Origin of the sequence: Bradyrhizobium sp. BEA-2-5 (assembly GCF_032918025.1) — a bacterium.
GTDB lineage: Bacteria > Pseudomonadota > Alphaproteobacteria > Rhizobiales > Xanthobacteraceae > Bradyrhizobium > Bradyrhizobium pachyrhizi.
The window spans coordinates 103,986-123,486 of the sequence record NZ_CP136629.1; the positions used below are offsets into that span (position 1 = coordinate 103,986).

20 protein-coding genes, 1 tRNA gene and 1 pseudogene are annotated in these 19,501 nt (G+C 64.4%); 11 read left to right on the top strand and 11 right to left on the bottom strand.

Annotation, left to right across the window (positions count from 1 at the left end):
- Positions 1–21: 21 nt before the first annotated feature.
- The 9 genes from trpA to aroA form a co-directional block, all read right to left on the bottom strand.
- Positions 22–858, bottom strand: a complete 837-nt coding sequence (gene trpA / locus RX327_RS00445) for a tryptophan synthase subunit alpha (RefSeq protein WP_317249129.1) — start codon at positions 856–858, stop codon at positions 22–24.
- The gene (gene trpB / locus RX327_RS00450; protein ID WP_317249130.1) at positions 855–2,072 is read right to left on the bottom strand and encodes a tryptophan synthase subunit beta; all 1,218 of its coding nucleotides are present in this window, start codon (positions 2,070–2,072) and stop codon (positions 855–857) included. The genes trpA and trpB overlap by 4 nt, the downstream gene beginning before the upstream one ends.
- A 120-nt stretch (positions 2,073–2,192) precedes the next feature.
- Positions 2,193–2,894, bottom strand: a complete 702-nt coding sequence (locus RX327_RS00455) for a phosphoribosylanthranilate isomerase (protein ID WP_317249131.1) — start codon at positions 2,892–2,894, stop codon at positions 2,193–2,195.
- Between the two features lie 76 nt (positions 2,895–2,970).
- The gene (locus RX327_RS00460) at positions 2,971–3,357 is read right to left on the bottom strand and encodes a lipopolysaccharide assembly protein LapA domain-containing protein (RefSeq protein WP_028337541.1); all 387 of its coding nucleotides are present in this window, start codon (positions 3,355–3,357) and stop codon (positions 2,971–2,973) included.
- Between the two features lie 84 nt (positions 3,358–3,441).
- Positions 3,442–3,771 (bottom strand): integration host factor subunit beta, encoded by a 330-nt coding sequence (locus tag RX327_RS00465; protein ID WP_317249132.1) that lies wholly within the window; start codon positions 3,769–3,771, stop codon positions 3,442–3,444.
- 174 nt (positions 3,772–3,945) lie between these two features.
- A complete protein-coding gene (gene sppA, locus RX327_RS00470; protein WP_317249133.1) occupies positions 3,946–4,923 on the bottom strand; it encodes a signal peptide peptidase SppA in 978 nt (325 codons plus the stop codon).
- A 470-nt stretch (positions 4,924–5,393) separates the two neighbouring features.
- The gene (gene rpsA / locus RX327_RS00475; RefSeq protein WP_317249134.1) at positions 5,394–7,103 is read right to left on the bottom strand and encodes a 30S ribosomal protein S1; all 1,710 of its coding nucleotides are present in this window, start codon (positions 7,101–7,103) and stop codon (positions 5,394–5,396) included.
- A 393-nt stretch (positions 7,104–7,496) separates the two neighbouring features.
- Positions 7,497–8,126 (bottom strand): (d)CMP kinase, encoded by a 630-nt coding sequence (cmk, locus tag RX327_RS00480; RefSeq protein WP_317249135.1) that lies wholly within the window; start codon positions 8,124–8,126, stop codon positions 7,497–7,499.
- Positions 8,123–9,460, bottom strand: a complete 1,338-nt coding sequence (gene aroA, locus RX327_RS00485) for a 3-phosphoshikimate 1-carboxyvinyltransferase (RefSeq protein WP_317249136.1) — start codon at positions 9,458–9,460, stop codon at positions 8,123–8,125. Before aroA ends, cmk begins: the two co-directional genes overlap by 4 nt.
- Positions 9,461–9,605: 145 nt before the next feature.
- On the opposite strand from aroA, the gene RX327_RS00490 reads away from it, so the two are divergent.
- Positions 9,606–10,013, top strand: a complete 408-nt coding sequence (locus RX327_RS00490) for a TIGR02300 family protein (protein WP_317249137.1) — start codon at positions 9,606–9,608, stop codon at positions 10,011–10,013.
- 94 nt (positions 10,014–10,107) lie between these two features.
- Positions 10,108–10,183: transfer RNA gene (locus RX327_RS00495), tRNA-Ala, on the top strand.
- A gap of 59 nt (positions 10,184–10,242) precedes the next feature.
- On the opposite strand, the gene RX327_RS00500 is transcribed toward RX327_RS00495, so the two are convergent.
- Positions 10,243–10,704: a MarR family transcriptional regulator gene (locus tag RX327_RS00500; RefSeq protein ID WP_317249138.1), complete on the bottom strand. Its 462-nt coding sequence runs from the start codon at positions 10,702–10,704 to the stop codon at positions 10,243–10,245.
- 168 nt (positions 10,705–10,872) lie between these two features.
- Between RX327_RS00500 and RX327_RS00505 the strand changes: the two genes are divergently transcribed.
- The 8 genes and pseudogenes from RX327_RS00505 (at position 10,873) to RX327_RS00540 (ending at position 18,187) form a co-directional block, all read left to right on the top strand.
- Entirely contained in the window at positions 10,873–11,298 is a 426-nt protein-coding gene (locus tag RX327_RS00505; protein WP_317249139.1) for an organic hydroperoxide resistance protein, read from the top strand.
- A 188-nt stretch (positions 11,299–11,486) separates the two neighbouring features.
- Entirely contained in the window at positions 11,487–12,692 is a 1,206-nt protein-coding gene (locus RX327_RS00510) for a CaiB/BaiF CoA-transferase family protein (RefSeq protein WP_317249140.1), read from the top strand.
- A gap of 290 nt (positions 12,693–12,982) precedes the next feature.
- The gene (gene ugpB / locus RX327_RS00515) at positions 12,983–14,296 is read left to right on the top strand and encodes a sn-glycerol-3-phosphate ABC transporter substrate-binding protein UgpB (protein ID WP_317249141.1); all 1,314 of its coding nucleotides are present in this window, start codon (positions 12,983–12,985) and stop codon (positions 14,294–14,296) included.
- 163 nt (positions 14,297–14,459) lie between these two features.
- Entirely contained in the window at positions 14,460–15,341 is an 882-nt protein-coding gene (ugpA, locus tag RX327_RS00520; protein ID WP_317249142.1) for a sn-glycerol-3-phosphate ABC transporter permease UgpA, read from the top strand.
- Positions 15,341–16,186: pseudogene (gene ugpE, locus RX327_RS00525) on the top strand (sn-glycerol-3-phosphate ABC transporter permease UgpE); the annotation flags it as partial. The gene ugpA and the pseudogene ugpE, both read left to right, overlap by 1 nt.
- A 2-nt stretch (positions 16,187–16,188) precedes the next feature.
- Positions 16,189–17,271, top strand: coding sequence for a sn-glycerol-3-phosphate import ATP-binding protein UgpC (locus RX327_RS00530; RefSeq protein WP_317251422.1), 1,083 nt, complete (start codon positions 16,189–16,191; stop codon positions 17,269–17,271).
- 170 nt (positions 17,272–17,441) lie between these two features.
- Complete coding sequence (locus RX327_RS00535) at positions 17,442–17,867, top strand: Hsp20 family protein (protein ID WP_317251423.1); 426 nt, start codon at positions 17,442–17,444, stop codon at positions 17,865–17,867.
- Positions 17,868–17,917: 50 nt separating this feature from the next.
- Positions 17,918–18,187, top strand: a complete 270-nt coding sequence (locus RX327_RS00540; protein WP_317249143.1) for a DUF1150 domain-containing protein — start codon at positions 17,918–17,920, stop codon at positions 18,185–18,187.
- Positions 18,188–18,259: 72 nt separating this feature from the next.
- Here RX327_RS00540 and RX327_RS00545 read toward each other — a convergent pair whose 3' ends face one another.
- On the bottom strand, positions 18,260–18,607 hold the full coding sequence (locus RX327_RS00545) for a DUF6665 family protein (RefSeq protein ID WP_050383460.1): 348 nt from the start codon (positions 18,605–18,607) through the stop codon (positions 18,260–18,262).
- A gap of 273 nt (positions 18,608–18,880) precedes the next feature.
- Here RX327_RS00545 and RX327_RS00550 point away from each other — a divergent pair, with 273 nt between their 5' ends.
- The gene (locus RX327_RS00550; protein WP_050383461.1) at positions 18,881–19,438 is read left to right on the top strand and encodes a cytochrome P460 family protein; all 558 of its coding nucleotides are present in this window, start codon (positions 18,881–18,883) and stop codon (positions 19,436–19,438) included.
- Positions 19,439–19,501: the final 63 nt, after the last annotated feature.

Below are 19,501 nucleotides of genomic sequence, written 5' to 3' on the forward strand. Positions count from 1 at the left end.
CTTGTTGCCGCAAAATGTGGCTTATTCAGCGGCCTGTTTGGCGCCCCGGACCCCCTGCGCCAGCGCCGACACCAGGTCCGCCACCGCGCTCACGGTCTTCGGCGTCGCGCGGCCCTCGGCATCGAGATTGGCACGCACCACATCGACGATCGCGGTGCCGACCACCGCGCCGTTGGCGTTCTCGGCGATCGCGCGCGCCGTCTCCGGTGTGCGGATGCCGAAGCCGACGCAGACCGGCAGTTTCGTATGCCGCTTGATGCGGGCCACGGCTTCCGCGACCACCTTCGAATCGGCCGTCGCGGCGCCGGTGATGCCGGTGATCGAGACGTAATAGACAAAGCCCGAGGTGTTGGCGAGCACCGCCGGCAGCCGCTTGTCGTCGGTGGTCGGCGTCGCCAGGCGGATGAAATTGAGGCCGGCCTTCATCGCGGGCAGGCAGAGCTCGTCGTCTTCCTCCGGCGGCAGGTCGACGATGATGAGACCATCGACGCCCGCGCTCTTGGCGTCGACCAGGAACTTGTCGACGCCATAGATGTAGATCGGATTGTAGTAACCCATCAGCACGATCGGCGTCGCGTTGTCGTCCCTGCGGAAGCCGCGCACCAGCTCGAGCGTCTTCTTCAGCGTCATACCGGCCTTGAGCGCGCGCAGGCCCGCAGCCTGGATCGACGGGCCGTCGGCCATCGGATCGGTGAAGGGCATGCCGATCTCGATCACGTCGGCGCCGGACTTCGGCAGCGCCTTGATGATCGCGAGCGAGGTCGCAGGATCGGGATCGCCGGCCATCAGGAAAGTCACGAAGGCCGAGCGGCCCTGCTGCTTCAGCTCGGCGAAACGTGCGTCGATACGGGTGGTCACTTCTTCCTCGCCTTCAGGATGTCGCCGACCTGCGGGACATCCTTGTCCCCGCGGCCGGAGAGATTGACGACCATCAGGTGATCCCTGGGCCGTTTCGGCGCGAGCTCCATCACCTTGGCGATAGCGTGCGCGGGTTCGAGCGCGGGAATGATGCCTTCGAGCTTCGACAGCAGCTGGAACGCGGCGAGCGCCTCGTCGTCCGTCGCGGAGAGATAGTTCACGCGGCCGACCTCGTGCAGCCAGGAATGCTCGGGCCCGATGCCGGGATAGTCGAGGCCGGCCGAGATCGAATGCGCGTCCTGGATCTGGCCGTCCGCATCCATCAAGAGATAAGTGCGGTTGCCGTGCAGCACGCCGGGACGGCCGCCCGCCAGCGAAGCGGCGTGCAGCTGCGTCAGTCCGTGACCGGCGGCCTCGACGCCGAAGATCTCGATCAAGGGATCGTCGAGGAACGGATGAAACAGGCCCATCGCATTGGAGCCGCCGCCGATGCAGGCGACCAGCGAATCCGGCAGGCGTCCCTCGACCTCCTGCATCTGCGCCTTGGTCTCGTTGCCGATGATCGACTGGAAGTCGCGCACCAGCGTCGGATAGGGATGCGGGCCTGCGACCGTGCCGATGCAATAGAAGGTGTTGTGCACGTTGGTGACCCAGTCGCGCAGCGCCTCGTTCATGGCGTCCTTGAGCGTGCGCGTGCCCGACTGCACCGGCATCACCTTCGCGCCCAGCATCTCCATGCGGATGACGTTGGGCTGCTGCCGCTCGACGTCGACGGCGCCCATATAGACCACGCATTCGAGGCCAAAGCGCGCGCACAGCGTCGCAGTGGCGACCCCGTGCTGGCCGGCGCCGGTCTCGGCGATGATGCGCTTCTTGCCCATGCGCCGCGCCAGCATGATCTGGCCGAGCACGTTGTTCACCTTGTGCGAACCGGTGTGGTTGAGCTCTTCGCGCTTGAGGTAGATCTTGGCGCCGCCGAGATGCTCGGTCAGGCGTTCGGCGAAATAGAGCGGCGAAGGCCGGCCGACATAGTTCTTGAGGTAGCCGTTCATCTCGGCCTGGAAGGCCGGATCGTCCTTGGCGGCGGTGTAGGCCTTCTCCAGGTCGAGGATCAGCGGCATCAGGGTTTCGGCGACGAAGCGGCCGCCGAAGATGCCGAAATGGCCGCGCTCGTCGGGGCCGCTGCGGTAGGAATTGGGCAGGTTTGGATTCATCGAACCATCAGTTCTTCTTGCCGGCTTGCGGCGCTGTTTCCGCTCCCTCGCCCCGCTCTTGCGGGGAGAGGGCTGGGGTGAGGGGTTTCTCCGCTCGCTCGATCATCGTTGCAAGCCCCCTCACCCGCCCGCGCGTTGCGCGGCCGACCTCTCCCCGTTCACGGGGAGAGGTGAAGAAGGCTGGGTTGCGCGCGCGGCGCGAATGAAGGCCTTGATCATCTCGGGATCCTTGACGCCGGGGGCGCTCTCGACACCGGAGGACACGTCGACGCCGCCGGCGCGGGTGACACGGAGGGCTTCAGTGACGTTGTCGGCGTGAAGCCCGCCCGAGACCATATAGGGCAGTTTCAGATCGAGATTTTCCAGCAGGTGCCAGTCGAAGGGCTCCCCCAGGCCGCCGGGCCGCGTCGCATCCTTCGGCGCGCGCGCGTCGAACAAGATGCTGTCGGCGACTGCGGCGTAGCCCGGCAGCGGAGCAAGGTCGGCCGATGTCTCGACCGGCAGCGCCTTCATCAGCGGCAGGCCGAACTTCGCCTTGATGTCGCGCAGCCGCGCCGTGGTCTCCTTGCCGTGCAATTGCAGGATATCCGGCCGCAACGTCTCGACGATGTTTTCCAGGGTCGCATCGTCGGCATCGACGGTCAGGGCGACCTTGACGGCGCGGCCCTTGGCGCGGCTGCCGAGCTCGCGCGCGGTCTCGAGGCTGATGTGACGCGGCGACGGCGGAAAGAACACGAACCCCACCATGTCGGCACCGGCGTCGAGCGCCGTTTGAAGCGTCTCCCGCGTGGACAGGCCGCAGATTTTGACGAGCAGGGACATGGTCTCAAAACGGGTCTCAAAACGGGTTTTCGGGCGGCCGGAACCGGGGGCGGTCCCCGGTCCGACGGGGCGGGTTCTACAACGTCGCGCCCAGCTTGTCTCGCCCGGCGGCCCCGTAAAAACCTGATAGGGCCGGGGCCGGACGGCGCTGCGCGTCGTCCCGGGAGGCGGCGGCCCTGAGCTCGGCGAGCTCGGCGCGGACGTGGCGGGCGTCAGCCTCGTGCTGCCGGGCCGCGCGGCGCCAGCGCCCTTGCTTGAACCAGGTTCCGATGCCGCCCGCGATCACGCCCAGGATCGCGGAGGCGATAATGACGACGAACAGCGGCAGTGTGACTGCAACCGTCGGGGTCACCGAATTGAAGGGATCGAACGACACCGTCACCCAGTGACGGTTGGCGACTGCAAAAATGATGAAGATCAGTCCGAGCGGAATGACGACCACTGCCGTGAAGAACTTTCGCATGACCATCTCTCGCAGCGATGGAGAAAGTGCGGGCATATCGCCCGCAGCACGGCAACGCCTGACGTCGCGCCTTAGGCGTCGGCCTTAAGCATCAGCCTTGGGCGCATCGACCTTGGCGGCGCCCGCCTCGGTCACGTCGCGGTTCAGCCGCTCGCGCATTTCCTTGCCGGTCTTGAAGAACGGAACGCTCTTCTGATCGACGGGCACATGGGCGCCGGTGCGTGGATTGCGCCCAGCGCGTGCAGGGCGGTGCTTGACCGAGAAGGCACCGAAGCCGCGCAGCTCGACGCGATCACCACGCGCAAGCGCCGCTACGATCTCTTCGAGAATCGCATTCACAATGTTCTCGACATCCCGCTGGTACAGATGCGGGTTGTGCTCGGCGATACGCTGAACAAGTTCGGATTTGATCATCGAGAGTGGGATCCGGGCTCTTGCGGAAACCCATTTCCGTGAAAATGCCGTGCACTGTCAAGACGCTAAATCGATTTAGGGCGCCGTGAAATCACGTGACAAATAGCCCAATTGGGGCATGCGGCGATTCCCGCAAAGCGGGAATAGCCTGATGAGCACGCCTTTGGCAGCCGATCAGTTGGTTCCGGCCGGGCTCCACAGCGCCAGCATGCCGTCCAGCCCGAACCGGTCGACTGCCTCGGCCACGCCGCCCTGCTCGATCCGCCGCGCGATCGCGCCAAGACCGAACGCATCGAGCGTCACGGACGCCGCCGTACGCAGGAAGGTCAGGTCGCCGAACCGCGGATTAAGCTTGTAATTGCGCACCGGCAGGTCGCTTTTGACCTTCTTCTCGGCAACCAGCCAGGCGATCGCGGTCTTCTCGTCCCCCAGCTGATCGACCAGCTTGAGATCGACCGCCTGCCGGCCGGTGAAGACGCGACCGTCCGCGACCTTCTCCAGCAGGTCATCGTCCATGCCGCGCCGTTGCTTCACCAATCCACGGAACCATGCATAGGAGTCCTTGACGAGACCGTCGATCGCGGCGCGGGCCTCCGGGCTGGTGGGTTCGAAGCCGTTGGGCGCGGCCTTCAGCGGGGAAGATTTGATCTCCTCCATTTTCACGCCGACAGTCTTGAGCAATTCCGAAACGTTGGGGTACTGGAACAGCACGCCGATCGAGCCGACCAGCGAGCTCTGCTGGGCGATGATGTGGTCGCTCGCGATCGCCGTGATGTAGCCGCCCGATGCGGCGAGACCCTCGACGACGACGACCAGCGGCTTCTTCGCCTTCAGGCGGGTGAGCGAGTCGTAGAGCTGCTCGGAGCCGGCAGTGGTGCCGCCCGGCGAGTTGATGTGAACGACAACAGCCGCATAGCTCGACTTGCCGAGCCGCTCCAGCGCCTCGACGCGATCCTGGTCGCTACGGATCAGTCCGTCGATATTGACCCGCGCGATCGTGTTCGATGTCGAGAAGCCGCCGCGCCCGCCGGCGGCGATCACGCCCACGCCGACAATGGCCGCGATCGCAATGACCGCGGCGGCGACGCGCCAGAACGTCAGTTTGCGCCTGATGCGGCGACGATCGACGATCACGTCTGAATCCAGCGACATCGGATCTCTCCAGAAATGGTCAGCGCGCAATCCGCGCGTTTTGCAGTCGCAGCGTCACTATCAGCTTAGCCAAATACATCAATTGCGACGCAATATGAAGAAAACAAGGCCCGGTATTCGGAGACACTCGTAGCCCGCGTGCACGTGCCCTTCATCCCGGTCGCGCCTTAACCTCCCCTTGAAAAGGGAGGTCGCTTTGCTCGCCAGAGCAAAGCGGGTGGGGATGGGATCAGCTCTCTCCATGAGCAGCATCGCCTGTGGCTGACCCCCATCCCTACCTTCCCCCTTTCAGGGGGAAGGGGAAGAGAAATCGGTAGCCCGGATGAAGCGAAGCGTAGTCCGGGAGGCTTCAGCAGCGCGGATTGAAAGTCCCGGATCGCTTCGCTCCATCCGGGCTACGCGGCAAGATACACAAAAGGGGCCCCGGCTTGCGCCGGGGCCCCGATTGTTCGCTCAAATCACGCGAACGCTTACTTGTCGGTGTCGCGGTTCTTGAGCGCGGTGCCCAGAATGTCGCCGAGCGTCGCGCCCGAATCGGAAGAGCCGTACTGCGCGATGGCTTCCTTCTCTTCGGCGACTTCGAGCGCCTTGATCGACACCTGGACCTTGCGGGCCTTCTTGTCGAACTGGATCACGCGGGCATCGACCTTCTCGCCGACGGCGAAGCGTTCGGCGCGCTGGTCGTTGCGGTCACGCGCGAGCTCCGAGCGCTTGATGAAGGTGGTGAAGTCGGTACCGGCGATCTTCACCTCGATACCGCTCTCCTTCACTTCGAGCACTTCGCAGGTCACGACCGCGCCCTTCTTGACATCGCCCGGCTCGGCGAAGGGGTCGCCTTCGAGCTGCTTGATGCCGAGCGAGATACGCTCCTTCTCGACGTCCACATCGAGCACCACGGCCTTCACCATGTCGCCCTTCTTGTAGTTGTCGATCACCTGCTCGCCCGGAAGCTTCCAGTCGAGGTCGGAGAGGTGGACCATGCCGTCGACGTCGCCCTCGAGACCCAGGAACAGACCGAACTCGGTCTTGTTCTTGACCTCGCCCTCGACCACCGAACCGGTCGGGTGAGCTTCGACGAAGACCTCCCAGGGGTTGCGCATGGTCTGCTTGAGGCCGAGCGAGATGCGGCGCTTGACGGAATCGACTTCCAGCACCTGCACGTCGACTTCCTGCGAGGTCGAGACGATCTTGCCGGGATGCATGTTCTTCTTGGTCCACGACATCTCGGAGACGTGGATCAGGCCTTCGATGCCCGGCTCGAGCTCGACGAACGCACCGTAGTCGGTGATGTTGGTGACACGGCCGGTGAAGCGGGCACCCAGCGGGTACTTGGCTTCGATGCCCTGCCACGGATCGTCCAGCAGCTGCTTCATGCCCAGCGAGATGCGGTGCGTCTCGTGGTTGATCTTGATGATCTTGACCTTCACGGTCTGGCCGATCGAGAGCACCTCGGTCGGGTGGTTGACGCGGCGCCACGCGATGTCGGTGACGTGCAGCAGGCCGTCGATGCCGCCGAGGTCGACGAACGCACCGTAATCGGTGATGTTCTTGACCACGCCGTCGATGACCTGACCCTCTTCGAGGTTCTGCACCAGCTCCTGACGCTGCTCGGCGCGGGTCTCTTCCAGCACCGTGCGGCGGGAGACGACGATGTTGCCGCGGCGACGGTCCATCTTGAGGATCTGGAACGGCTGCGAGTTGTTCATCAGCGGCGCAACGTCGCGGATCGGGCGGATGTCGACCTGCGAGCGCGGCAGGAATGCCACGGCACCGTCGAGGTCGACCGTGAAGCCGCCCTTGACCTGGTTGAAGATGACGCCGTTGACCTTCTCGTTGTTCTGGAACGCCTTCTCGAGCTTGCCCCAGCTCTCTTCGCGGCGCGCCTTGTCGCGGGACAGCACGGCTTCGCCGAGCGCGTTTTCGATGCGATCGAGGAACACTTCCACCTCGTCGCCGACCTTGAGATCGCTTTCACGGCCGGGGCCGGAAAATTCGCGCAGCGCGACGCGGCCCTCGGTCTTCAGGCCGACGTCGATGACGGCCATGTCCTTTTCAATTGCAACCACCTTGCCCTTGATGACGGAGCTTTCCTGCAGGTTGCCGCCTGCGAAGGACTCGTCGAGCATCGCGGCGAAATCGTCACGCGAGGGGCTATAGGTATCAGCAGAAGTCGAAGCCATTTGTTCTCCAGTTGCGGAAGTCTTGCCGGCCGTTGGGTTCATGGGCGCACCGTGCGTGAAGTGTCGGGGTTCCGCAAACCCTGACGACCGCTCATTGCAGGAGGTGCAACAGCGGGCCGGCAGCAAGACTGCACGTTCGGTACGTATGATTGATCCGGAACCTGAAACGAAAATATCGACTGCAAGACCTGGGAGCGGGCGTTCCTCCAGATGCGGCGTTGGTTTCGTTTGAGGTTGACTCAAACCCATCGCCGGCCCGCTCAGACACGGCCTCGACATCGTCGATGCTGCTCCGAACGGCGCTGATATAGCCCTGCATGCGACTTTCGGCAAGCAGGAAATGCCCCATTTTGCTGGGTTTTCGGGCCGAAAGCGCCGCGACGGCCCGCGATTCTAGCGCCTGGCGCGCGCGGCCTCGACGATGGCGATGGCGGCACGCACGCCGGCCTCGATGTCGAGGTTCGAATTGTCCAGCGTGTGGGCGTCCGGAGCCGGCCGCAGGGGCGCGATCGCCCGGTTCTTGTCCCGCTCGTCGCGCTTGAGGATGTCGGCGAGCACCGCCTCTTCGTCGGCGTCCTCGCCGCGGGCGCGCGCCTCCAGCGTGCGCCGCCGCGCCCGCACGCGGGGGTCTGCCACGACGAAGATCTTCACGTCGGCATGGGGGCAGATCACGGTTCCAATGTCCCGGCCGTCCAGCACCGCCCCGGGCGGATCGGCGGCGAATTGCCGCTGGAAGTTGACCAGGACCTCGCGGACCCTGGGGATCGCCGAGACGATCGAGGCGCCCTCGCCGGCCTTCTGGGTCTTCAGCGCGGGATTGCCGAACTTTTCGGGGTCGAGCTCCAGCGCCGCGGCCACGGCCAGCACCTCGTTGCTGAGCTCGGCGCCGGCCTGCATCATCGAATAGGCCACCGCGCGGTAGATCACGCCGGTATCCAAGTGGCGATAGCCGTAATGATGGGCGAGACGCTTGCCGAGCGTCCCCTTGCCCGAGGCCGCCGGCCCGTCGATGGCGATGATCATGAAAACTCGGCCCCTAGCGAACGCATCATCGGAATGAAATCCGGGAAGCTGGTGGCGATGAAAGCGGTGTCGTCGACCGTCACCGGCTGGTCGGAGGCGCAGCCCATCACCAGGGCCGACATCGCGATGCGATGGTCCATGTGGGTGGCGACGGTGCCGCCACCGGGGACATGGCCGCGGCCCTCGACGATCAGATCATCGGCTGAGACCTCGACCTTGACGCCGTTGACGCGAAGCATGGCGGCGGTCGCCTCCAACCGGTCGGATTCCTTGACGCGCAGCTCCTGCAGCCCGCGCATGATCGTCGTGCCTTCGGCGAAGGAGGCTGCGACCGCCAGCACCAGATATTCGTCGATCATCGAGGGCGCGCGCTCCGGCGGCACCTCGACGCCGCGCAGCTTCGAGGCGCGCACGCGCAAGCGCGCCATCGGCTCGCCGGCATCGCCCCGCACCTCGCTCTCCTCGATCGAGGCGCCCATTTCGCGCAGCGTGGTGAACAGACCGGTGCGCAGCGGATTGGTCATGACGTCGGACAGCACGATATCGGAACCCTCGACGACCAGCGCCGCAACAATCGGGAAGGCCGCCGAAGAGGGATCGGCGGGGACAACGACGTTGGCGCCATGCAGCTCGGGCTCGCCCACAAGCGTGATGCGGCGGCCGTGCTGGCCTTCCTGGACCGAGGTGATGTCGGCCCCAAAATGCTTCAGCATCAGCTCGGTGTGGTCGCGGCTGGCCTCGCTCTCGATCACGGTCGTGGTGCCCGGCGCAGCCAGGCCCGCCAGCAGCACGGCCGATTTGATCTGGGCCGAGGCGACCGGGGTCCTGTAGATGATCGGCAGCGGATCGCGCGCACCCTGGAGGGTCAGCGGCAGACGGCCGCCCTCGCTTATGTTGCTGGTTCGGGCGCCCATCAGCTCCAGCGGATCGAGGATCCGGCGCATGGGGCGGCTGCGCAGCGAGGCGTCGCCGTCGAACACCGCCGAGATCGGGCAGCCGGCAACGGCGCCCATGACCAGCCGGCAGCCGGTGCCGGAGTTGCCGAAATCCAGCGGCGCGGCGGGCTGTGCGAAGCCGCCGACCCCGACGCCGGAGACCGTCCAGGCGAACGGCGCCGTCCGCTCTACTTTGGCGCCGAGCGCCTGCATGGATTTGGCTGTATTGAGGACGTCCTCGCCCTCCAGCAGGCCTGAAACCCTGGTCTCGCCGACCGCGAGCGCGCCCAGGATGAGGGCGCGGTGGGAGATCGATTTGTCCCCGGGCACGCGGACCGTGCCGGCCAGGGGGCCGCACGCGCGCGATTCCAGCGGGGTCGGGGTGTCAGAATGGGCCAAGATTGTGTCCTCTCGCGCCGCGGCAGGTATCACATAGGCAACACCGCGTCACGCGCCCGTCAAATGCGCGCAAACCGCTATTGACAGCGGCCCCTCAACTAGCCAAGTGAAGCTCCGTTTTTCAGGAAAATTCTGGGATTACCACGTGGCCAAGTCCGAACTCGGAACTAAACGTATTTGCCCGACCACGGGCAAGAAGTTCTATGACCTCAACAAGAATCCGGTGATCTCGCCCTATACCGGCGAGGTGGTGCCGATCGCCCCGGTCGCCCCGCCGCGGGGCCGTGGCGCCACCGTCAGTTCGCCTGCGACCGCAGCCGACATGCCGGAGCCGGCAGAGGCCGAAGAATTGGTCTCCCTCGAAGAGGCCGACGCCGAGGAAAACACCGGCAAGGTCAAGGCCGTCGTGCCCGAATCCGAGGACGATATCGAGGTCGACGAGACCATCGACGACGACGATGACGATGATTCGACCTTCATTGCCGACGAGGAAGAGGGTGATGAGGACGTGACCGACATCATTGGTGACGTCGGAGGTGATGAAGAGACTTGAGATCAGCCCTGATCTATGATCAACGGTGCTGCCGCGCGAGTCGTCTAGGCCTCGCGGCCGGGATCGATCCCCCAGGATCATCCAAACTGGATAAGGGGCCATAGCTCAGCTGGGAGAGCGCTTGCATGGCATGCAAGAGGTCGGCGGTTCGATCCCGCCTGGCTCCACCACGCTTCGCCCTTCGGGCTACGCGTGGTGTCCGGCGTAGCCCGAAGGGCGAAGACGCCCCCTACTCCCCGATCACCGCATTGAGCCTGTCGCGCAGCGCGACGATCTCGTCCTTCATCGCGACCAGTTCCGACACCGAGCAATCCGACGCCGCCAGGATCGACTGCGGCACGGCGCGGGCCTTTTCGCGCAGCACGTGACCCTGCGGCGTCAGCGCGATCAGCACCACCCGCTCGTCTTCGGTGCTCCGGGTCCGCCTGATCAACTCGGCCGCCTCCAGCCGCTTCAAGAGCGGCGTCAGCGTGCCCGAATCCAGGAACAGCTTCTCGCCGATGTCCTTGACCGGCACGTCGTCGCGTTCCCACAGCACCAGCATCACCAGATATTGCGGATAGGTCAGGCCGAGCCGGTCGAGCAGCGGCTTGTAGACGCGGTTGAAGGCATGCGCTGCGGAATAGACCGCAAAGCAGATCTGGTTGTCGAGCCGCAATGCCTGATCCGCCGCCGTCGGTTTCCTGGCCATGATTCCCATCGAATCCATCTCGTTTCCGGGTCATTCTGGGCTCACGGGACCGCGGATTCAATTGCGAACAATTAAATGTGAGGCCGCATATTTTATATTGTGCGCAATATATTTGCGTGCAATACACGTGTTGTTGAATTCAAGCCCAACCCACCAAGGGAGACCACAATGTCCGTGAACGTCCTCTACAAGACCAGCGCAAAAGCCACCGGCGGCCGCGACGGCCATGCCGCGACCCTCGACGGCGCACTCGACGTCAAGCTCACCACGCCGAAGGAGCTCGGCGGCGGTGGCGGCGCCGGCAACAATCCCGAGCAGCTGTTCGCGGCCGGCTATGCCGCCTGCTTCATCGGCGCGATGAAGTTCGTGGCTTCGCAGGGCGGCCCGAAGGTGCCGGCCGACGCCACCGTCACCTCGACCGTCGGCATCGGCCCGCGCTCCGAGGGCGGCTTCGGCCTCGACATCGATCTGGCCGTCTCGCTGCCGGGCCTTGCCCGCGCCGAGGCCGAGGCGCTGGTCGAAAAGGCGCATCAGGTGTGCCCCTACTCCAATGCCACGCGCGGCAATGTCGACGTCAAGCTGAGCGTCGTCTAATTCCACACCACGCAATGGTCCGCCGCGACGCGTGGCGGACCATGCTCTTTCAGCGGCTGGTTCGCTTGGCGAACGCATGCGCCGCCTGCTGCATGGGCCTGCGCCGACGGAAGCATTGCTGGGCCGGCTGAAGACCGTTAGCTCTGGGACCCTCGTTATCTGATCCCAACTGAGCGAAGGTTGCTCCCATGAATACCCCAGCGGCTACGGGCGCGATGAGCGGACTGCGCGTCATCGATCTCACGCGCGTGCTCGGCGGTCCCTACTGCACCCAGATCCTCGCCGACCATGGCGCCGACGTGATCAAGGTCGAGCCGCCCGCGGGTGACGAGGTCCGCGAATGGGGCCCTCCCTTCCACGAGGAGGACGCGGCCTATTTCGTCGGCATCAACCGCAACAAGCGCTCGATCGGCCTCGACCTCGGCTCCGAGGGCGGCCGCGCGGTGCTGCTCAAGATGCTGGAGACGGCCGACGTCCTGATCGAGAATTTCAAGCCGGGCACGCTGGAGAAATGGGGCATCGGCAACGAGACCTTGCGCGAAAAATTCCCGCGCCTCGTGCATTGCCGGATCTGCGGCTTCGGCGCCGACGGCCCGCGCGGCGGCAACCCCGGCTATGACGCCATCATCCAGGCCATGACCGGCATGATCGCGGCGACCGGCTCGCCCGAGAGCGGGCCGATGCGGATCGGCGTGCCGCTGGTCGACATCACCACCGGCCTTTATGCGGCGATCGGCATCCTGATGGCGCTTTCGGAGCGGCAGCGCTCCGGCAAGGGCCAATTCCTGGAGACGACGCTATACGAGACCGGCCTTGCCATCATGCATCCGCACACCGCGAACTATTTCATGCATGGCAAGCCGCCGAGCCTCACCGGCAACGAGCACCCGAACCTCGTGCCCTACGCAATCTTCCCGACCAAGACCGACAACATCTTCATCGGCGTCGGCAATGACGGCACCTTCCGCAAGCTCGCCAAGGAGATCGGCAAGCCCGAGCTCGGCACCGACCCGCGCTTTGCCCGCAACAAGGACCGTATCGCCAATCGCGAGGCGCTGCGTGCCGAGCTTGCCGCCGTGTTCAGCCAGCACGAGGCCGAGCCGCTGTGCAATCGCCTGCTCGCCGCGGGCCTGCCCGCCGGCCCCGTGCAGAAGATCGACCAGGCGTTGACCAACCCGCACACGATCGCGCGCGGCGATATTATCGAGAAGGACTGGTACAAGGGCGTCGCCTCACCGATCCGGCTCGATCGCTCAAAGCCGAGCCTGCGCCGCCTGCCGCCGAAATTCAGCCAGCACGCGGCGGAGGTGCTCGGCGAGTTCGGCTACTCCAAGGCCGAGATCGACGGCCTGGTTGAAAAGGGCGTGGTCTGCGGTCCTCAGCGTAAGCGCTAAAGGCGTTTTCGAGCCTGTCCCGCACGTGATGCGGGATGGGCACCGGTTCGCGTCAGAACAAAGCCGGAGCGTCGGCCCGTATCGAACCGGCCGACGCATCAACACTGCGGTGCAACGTCGCGGCCGGCGTTGCACCGCACGGATGCGGCTGCGGTCTTCGCCTTTTTTACCGCTTCCCTTCGCTTCGGCTTCCCCCCTACCATGACTTTCGTTTATACGGTCATTTGAACGTCATCCGGCGCTGATAACGCGCGCAACGAAAGACGACGTTCCAATTGGGAGGGGTTTTGATGTTCTTTCGACGACTAGGCGCTGCCGCGGCAGCCGCTGCCACGCTCGCATTCGCGTCGCCCGCGTTCGCTGTGACCGAAATCCAGTGGTGGCACGCGATGACCGGTGCCAACAACGACGTCATCGTCAAGCTCGCCAGCGACTTCAACGCCGCGCAGAGCGACTACAAGGTGATCCCGACCTACAAGGGCAACTACGCCGACACGATGAACGCCGGCATCGCGGCGTTCCGCGCCGGCAACGCGCCACACATCATGCAGGTGTTCGAGGTCGGCACCGCCACCATGATGGCCGCGACCGGCGCCGTGAAGCCGGTCTACAAGCTGATGGCCGAGACCGGCGAGAAGTTCGATCCGAAGGCCTATCTGCCCGCGATCACCGGCTACTATTCGACCTCGAAGGGCGAGATGCTGTCCTTCCCCTTCAACTCGTCGTCGACCGTGATGTGGGTCAACCTCGACGAGCTGAAGAAAGCGAATGTCGAGATCCCGAAGACTTGGCCCGAAGTGTTCGACGCCGCCAAGAAGCTGAAGGCGGCCGGCCACGCGACCTGCGGCTTCTCGAACTCCTGGGTCACCTGGGTCAATCTCGAACAGCTCTCCGCCTGGCACAACGTGCCGCTGGCGACCAAGGCCAACGGCCTCGACGGCTTCGACACCGTGCTCTCCTTCAACGGACCGCTGCAGGTCAAGCATCTCGAGAATCTGGTCGAGCTCCAGAAGGACAAGACCTACGACTACGCCGGCCGCACCAACACCGGCGAAGGCCGCTTCACCTCGGGCGAATGCCCGCTCTACCTGACTTCGTCGGCGTTCTTCGGCAACGTCAAGGCGCAGGCCAAGTTCGCCTTCACCGCGGTGCCGATGCCCTATTATCCCGACGTGAAGGGCGCGCCGCAGAACTCGATCATCGGCGGCGCCTCGCTCTGGATCATGGGCGGCAAGTCGGCCGACGAATACAAGGGCATCGCGAAATTCCTGACCTTCCTCTCGGACACCGATCGTCAGGTCTACATCCACAAATCGTCGGGCTATCTGCCGATCACCAAGGCGGCCTATGAGAAGGCCAAGGCCGAGGGCTTCTACAAGGACCAGCCCTATCTCGAGACCCCGCTGCTCGAGCTGACCAACAAGGAGCCGACCGAGAACTCCCGCGGCCTGCGCCTTGGCAACATGGTGCAGCTCCGCGACGTCTGGGCGGAAGAGATCGAGCAGGCGCTGGCCGGCAAGAAGACCGCCAAGCAGGCGCTGGATGCGGCCGTCGAGCGCGGCAACACCATGCTGCGGCAGTTCGAAAAGACCGCCGTCCGCTGACATGATGCCTTCGGGCTTGATCCAAAAAGGTGCGAAGCGGTTTTCCGAAAAGATCATGCCCAGACGACAAGCTAAGGCGCGATGACGATCCAACCTCATCTCATCGCGCTTTAGGGCCATCAACCGGCAGGCCGCATCCGCGGCCCGCCCTTCTTCCGAACCCATGCAAAAGCAAGCGATTTTCCAATCGAAGCTGTTGCCCTACGCGCTGGTTGCGCCGCAGCTCGCGATCGTCCTGATTTTCTTCTACTGGCCGGCCTTGCAGGCGGTGATCCAGTCCTTCCTGCTCCAGGACGCGTTCGGCCTCTCGACCAGCTTCGTCTGGTTCGAGAACTATATCGACCTGTTTAGGGAGCCCGCCTATTTCGAGGCGATCCTGCGCACCTTCTTCTTCTCGTTCGCGATCGCGGTGTCGTCGCTGTCGTTTGCGCTGCTGCTCGCGGTGATGGCGGACAAGCCGCTGCGCGGCTCGATGCTCTACCGCACGCTGCTGATCTGGCCCTATGCGGTGGCGCCGCCGGTCGTCGGCGTGCTCTGGATCTTCATGCTGCATCCCTCACTGGGCGTGCTCTCGCGCTATCTGCGGGCCCTCGGCATCGACTGGAATCCGCTGCTCGACGGCGACCAGGCCGCGGCGCTGATCATCCTCGCCGCCGCCTGGAAGCAGATCTCCTACAATTTCCTGTTCTTCCTCGCCGGCCTCCAGAGCATCCCCAGAAGCGTGCTCGAGGCCGCCGCGATCGACGGCGCGCGGCCGATGCGGCGGTTCTGGACCGTGACCTTCCCGCTGCTGTCGCCGACCATCTTCTTCCTCCTGGTCGTCAACATCGTCTACGCCTTCTTCGACACGTTCGGCATCATCGACACCATGACCCGTGGCGGCCCCGGCAAGTCGACCGAGACGCTGGTCTACAAGGTCTATACCGACGGCCTGCTCGGCGGAAATCTCGGCAGCTCGGCGGCACAGTCGGTGATCCTGATGATCATGGTCATCGTGCTGACGGGCATCCAGTTCCGCTTCGTCGAACGCAAGGTGACCTACTGATGGTCGAGGAAGAGGGCTTCCGGCGCTACGTCGCCCACATCATCCTGTGGATCGGGATCGCGATTGTCGCCTTCCCGGTCTATCTCGCCTTCATCGCCTCCACCCAGGACAACGCGGTGATCGCCAACGGCCAGATGTCGCTGCTGCCGGGCGGCCATTTCCTCGAGACCTACTACCAGACGATCTTCGTCGGCACGAGCGGCTCGACCCGCGAGCCGGTCGGCAACATGATGCTGAACTCGCTGGTGATGGCGCTGCTGATCGCCGTCGGCAAGATCGCGATCTCGATAATCTCGGCCTATGCGATCGTCTATTTCCGCTTTCCGTTCCGGATGCCGATCTTCTGGCTGATCTTCATCACCCTGATGCTGCCGGTCGAGGTCCGCATCTATCCGACCTACAAGATCGTCGCCGATCTGCACATGCTCGACAGCTATGCCGGCCTGTCGCTGCCGCTGATCGCCTCGGCGACCGCGACGCTGCTGTTTCGCCAGTTCTTCATGACGGTGCCGGATGAGCTGCTGGAGGCCTCACGCATCGACGGCGCAGGTCCCTTCCGCTTCTTCTGGGATACGCTGCTGCCGCTGTCGCGCACCAACATGGCGGCGCTGTTCGTGATCCTGTTCATCCTCGGCTGGAACCAATATCTCTGGCCGCTGCTGATCACCACGCGCGACGACATGCAGACCATCCAGATCGGCATCCGCAAGATGATCACCACCACCGACGCGCTGACCGAATGGCCGATCGTGATGGCGACCGCCGTGCTGGCCATGCTGCCGCCGGTGTTCGTCGTCGTCGTCATGCAGAAGCTGTTCGTGCGCGGACTGGTCGAGACGGAAAAGTCATGGCTAACGTCACCCTGCGCAACGTCCGCAAGACCTATCCCGGCGGCTTCGAGGCCATCAAGGGCGTCGACGTCGATGTCGGCGACGGACAGTTCTGCGTGCTGGTCGGCCCCTCCGGCTGCGGCAAGTCCACGCTGCTGCGCATGGTCGCGGGACTCGAAACGGTCACCGGCGGCGAGATCGACATCGGCGGCCGAATCGTCAACCAGATCGAGCCCGCCGATCGCGACATCGCGATGGTGTTCCAGAACTACGCGCTCTATCCGCATATGAGCGTCTACAACAACATGGCCTACGGCCTGCGCAACCGCGGCATGGCGGAGGCGGAGATCAGGACCCGCGTCGACGAAGCCGCGCGCATCCTCGAGCTCACATCGATGCTGGAGCGCAAGCCGCGCCAGCTCTCGGGCGGCCAGCGCCAGCGCGTCGCCATGGGCCGCGCCATCGTGCGCCAGCCCAAGGTGTTTCTGTTCGACGAGCCGCTCTCCAATCTCGACGCCAAGCTGCGCATCGCGATGCGCGTCGAGATCCGCAAATTGCAGCGCCGGCTCAACACCACGTCGATCTACGTCACCCACGACCAGCTCGAGGCGATGACGCTCGCCGACATTCTCGTCGTGATGAACGGCGGCCAGGTCGAGCAGGTCGGCAATCCCCTCGCGATCTACGAGAAGCCGGCGACGACTTTCGTCGCCTCCTTCATCGGCGCGCCGCCGATGAATCTGATGCCGCTGCGCGCGGACGAGCTGAAGTCCCAGATCACGGGCGCCGACGGCGCCGGCATTGTCGGGATCCGGCCGGAGGATTTCGTGATCTCGAGCGAGACCGGATCCGGCGGCGTCGCCTTGCCGCTCACGGTCGAGGCGATCGAGCGCGTCGGCGCCGAAACCTTCGTCTATGGCAGCCGCCAGCGCGAGGAGCAGGGCGTTGCCGCCAATCCGGGCGAGCTGCCGCCGGGCGAGGTGATCGTCCGGGTTCCCGGCGTCTCGGGTCCAGCCATCGGCGAGCGGATCCGGGCCGTCGCCCCCCGTGACAAGCTGCATCTTTATACCGCCGACGGCCGCAAGCGCGTCGGGGAGTAACCGATCGGGAAGAATTTACCCCCATGTTGCGGGCGTTTAGGCTGGTTTCGGGGCTGCTTGAACGCTATCCAGATCGCCCCCATATCCCTCACTGACCGGAGGCCGGACGGCCCGCCGGTTGCATGGGGCGCCGCAAGGGCCCCTCAAAGTCGCTTCGAGAGGACTTTGTAATGTCTCGTGTTCCATCGTTGTCCAGTCCGTTCCTTTTGGGCTTCGACGAGATCGAGCGCGTGCTCGACCGCGTCGTCAAAGGCGCCGACGGCTACCCTCCCTACAATATCGAGAGGTGCGGCGGATCGGACGGCCAGCCCGAGCGCTTGCGCATCACGCTGGCGGTTGCCGGATTCACGCGCGACCAACTCGATGTAACCATTGAGGAAAACCAGCTCGTGATCCGCGGGCGGCAGCAGGACGACAAGACCCGGCAATACATCCATCGCGGCATCGCCGCGCGCCACTTCCAGCGCACCTTCGTGCTGGCGGAGGGGATGCTGGTGCTGGGTGCGGATCTGAAGAACGGGCTGTTGTCGATCGATCTGGCCCGGCCAGAACCGGAGAGGATCGTTAAGACAATCGCTATCAATGAGCACGAATAATGGAACGAGTAGCGGACTCGACCGCTTAGTGTTCCAGAGGAGTCGAGACCATGAGTGAACTGAGTACCACCACCATCGAATCCGAGAGCGTCACGCCGGAAGCGCTGGCCCATCTGGGCGAAGGCCATATCGCCTATGTGAAGCAGATCCGTTCCGAGGACGTGCCGGACCTGTTTCCCGAGGCGCCGAAAATCGCGCCGGGCCTCAAGCTGTTCGCGCTCCACGCCGCCGACGGCACGCCGATCATGCTGACCGACAGCCGCGAAGCCGCCGTCGCCAACGCCTGGAGCAACGAGCTGCAAGCGGTCAGCGTGCACTGACGCAGGGTTGAATTAGCATCCGCGAATTCAATGCGCGGGCAGGCCTCGACACCGAGGCGGCCCGCGCATTTTTTATGGCGATTGCGTCGATGTGGCGAGCATCGGGCCCATGCTGAGCTGCACCTCGCCGGGGACGTTGTAGTCGCGCATCAGCATGCGGTTGTTGCGCAGCCCGCAGGCCTCCCGCTGCACCACGAACATCCAGAGCGCATGGCCTGCCTCCCGCACCAGGAGGCGCCGTGCCTGTCGTGTTGACGTCGATGCTTCATCGCGCGGATGGGCGGCATCGAACTCGCGCAGCTTGGCGAGCTCCTGTTCCAGCGCGCGACCCATGCGGCCGAGCGCACTCGCCCTCTCCTCGGAGAGCTCGTAAGCGAGAACGTCGACGGGAACGCTATCAAGGCGAAAATCGCGGGACATCAGTCATCCCTGGTTCGCACACGCAATGTTGCGCGCGTCCGTCTTCCGGCGTCATCGGCTGGTTGTCAATAAGTGCTCGTGTCTTCGACCGCCAAGCGAAAGCTCGCTCAACTTGAGCAATTCATTGCGCAGCCTTGGGCAGCGGACCATGGCCGCGGCTCGATTTCGCTCTGTGCATTTCCGTGCTGTGATAAGTTCCCGCGAGAAGCACTGCGACAGGGGAATTTCCAGCAAGAATTATTCGCCGCCAAATCGATTGAAGGAGATGCGACCATGCAGAAGAGCTCGCTGATCAATCTCGTTGCTTCAGTGTCGATTTCCGTCCTCGCGACCGGCGTCGCGATTTCCGCGCAGGACAAATACAGCCTGCAAGTGCCCAATGGTCTCGCGTTCTCCGAGTTCAGGGGATACGAGGACTGGCCCGTGATCGCGATCAGCGAGAACGAAGGCGTCATCGCCGCGATCCTGGGCAATCCGGCGATGATCGGCGCCTTCCGGGAAGGCATACCCGGCAATGGCAAGCCGTTCCCGGACGGCGCCAAGATGGCGAAGATCCATTGGATCCCGAAGAAGCAGGAGGCGTATCCCGGTCAGCCGACGGTGCCGGGCGCGCAGCACGACGTCGACTTCATGGTCAAGGACAGCAAGAGGTTCGCGGACAGCGGCGGATGGGGATACGGCGCGTTCGAGTATGACGCGGCGTCGGATGTATTCAGGCCCGCCACCAGGGCGGACAATCCGCCCCAGGAAAATGACGCGAAGTGCGGCTATGCGTGCCACACGGTGGTACAGAATCGCGACTACGTCTTCACCGAGTACGGCAAGAGGTAGACACCGGATCGCACGGCTAAAGCGCGATGCGATCAGGATGAATCCTCACCGCGCTTTAGGTTG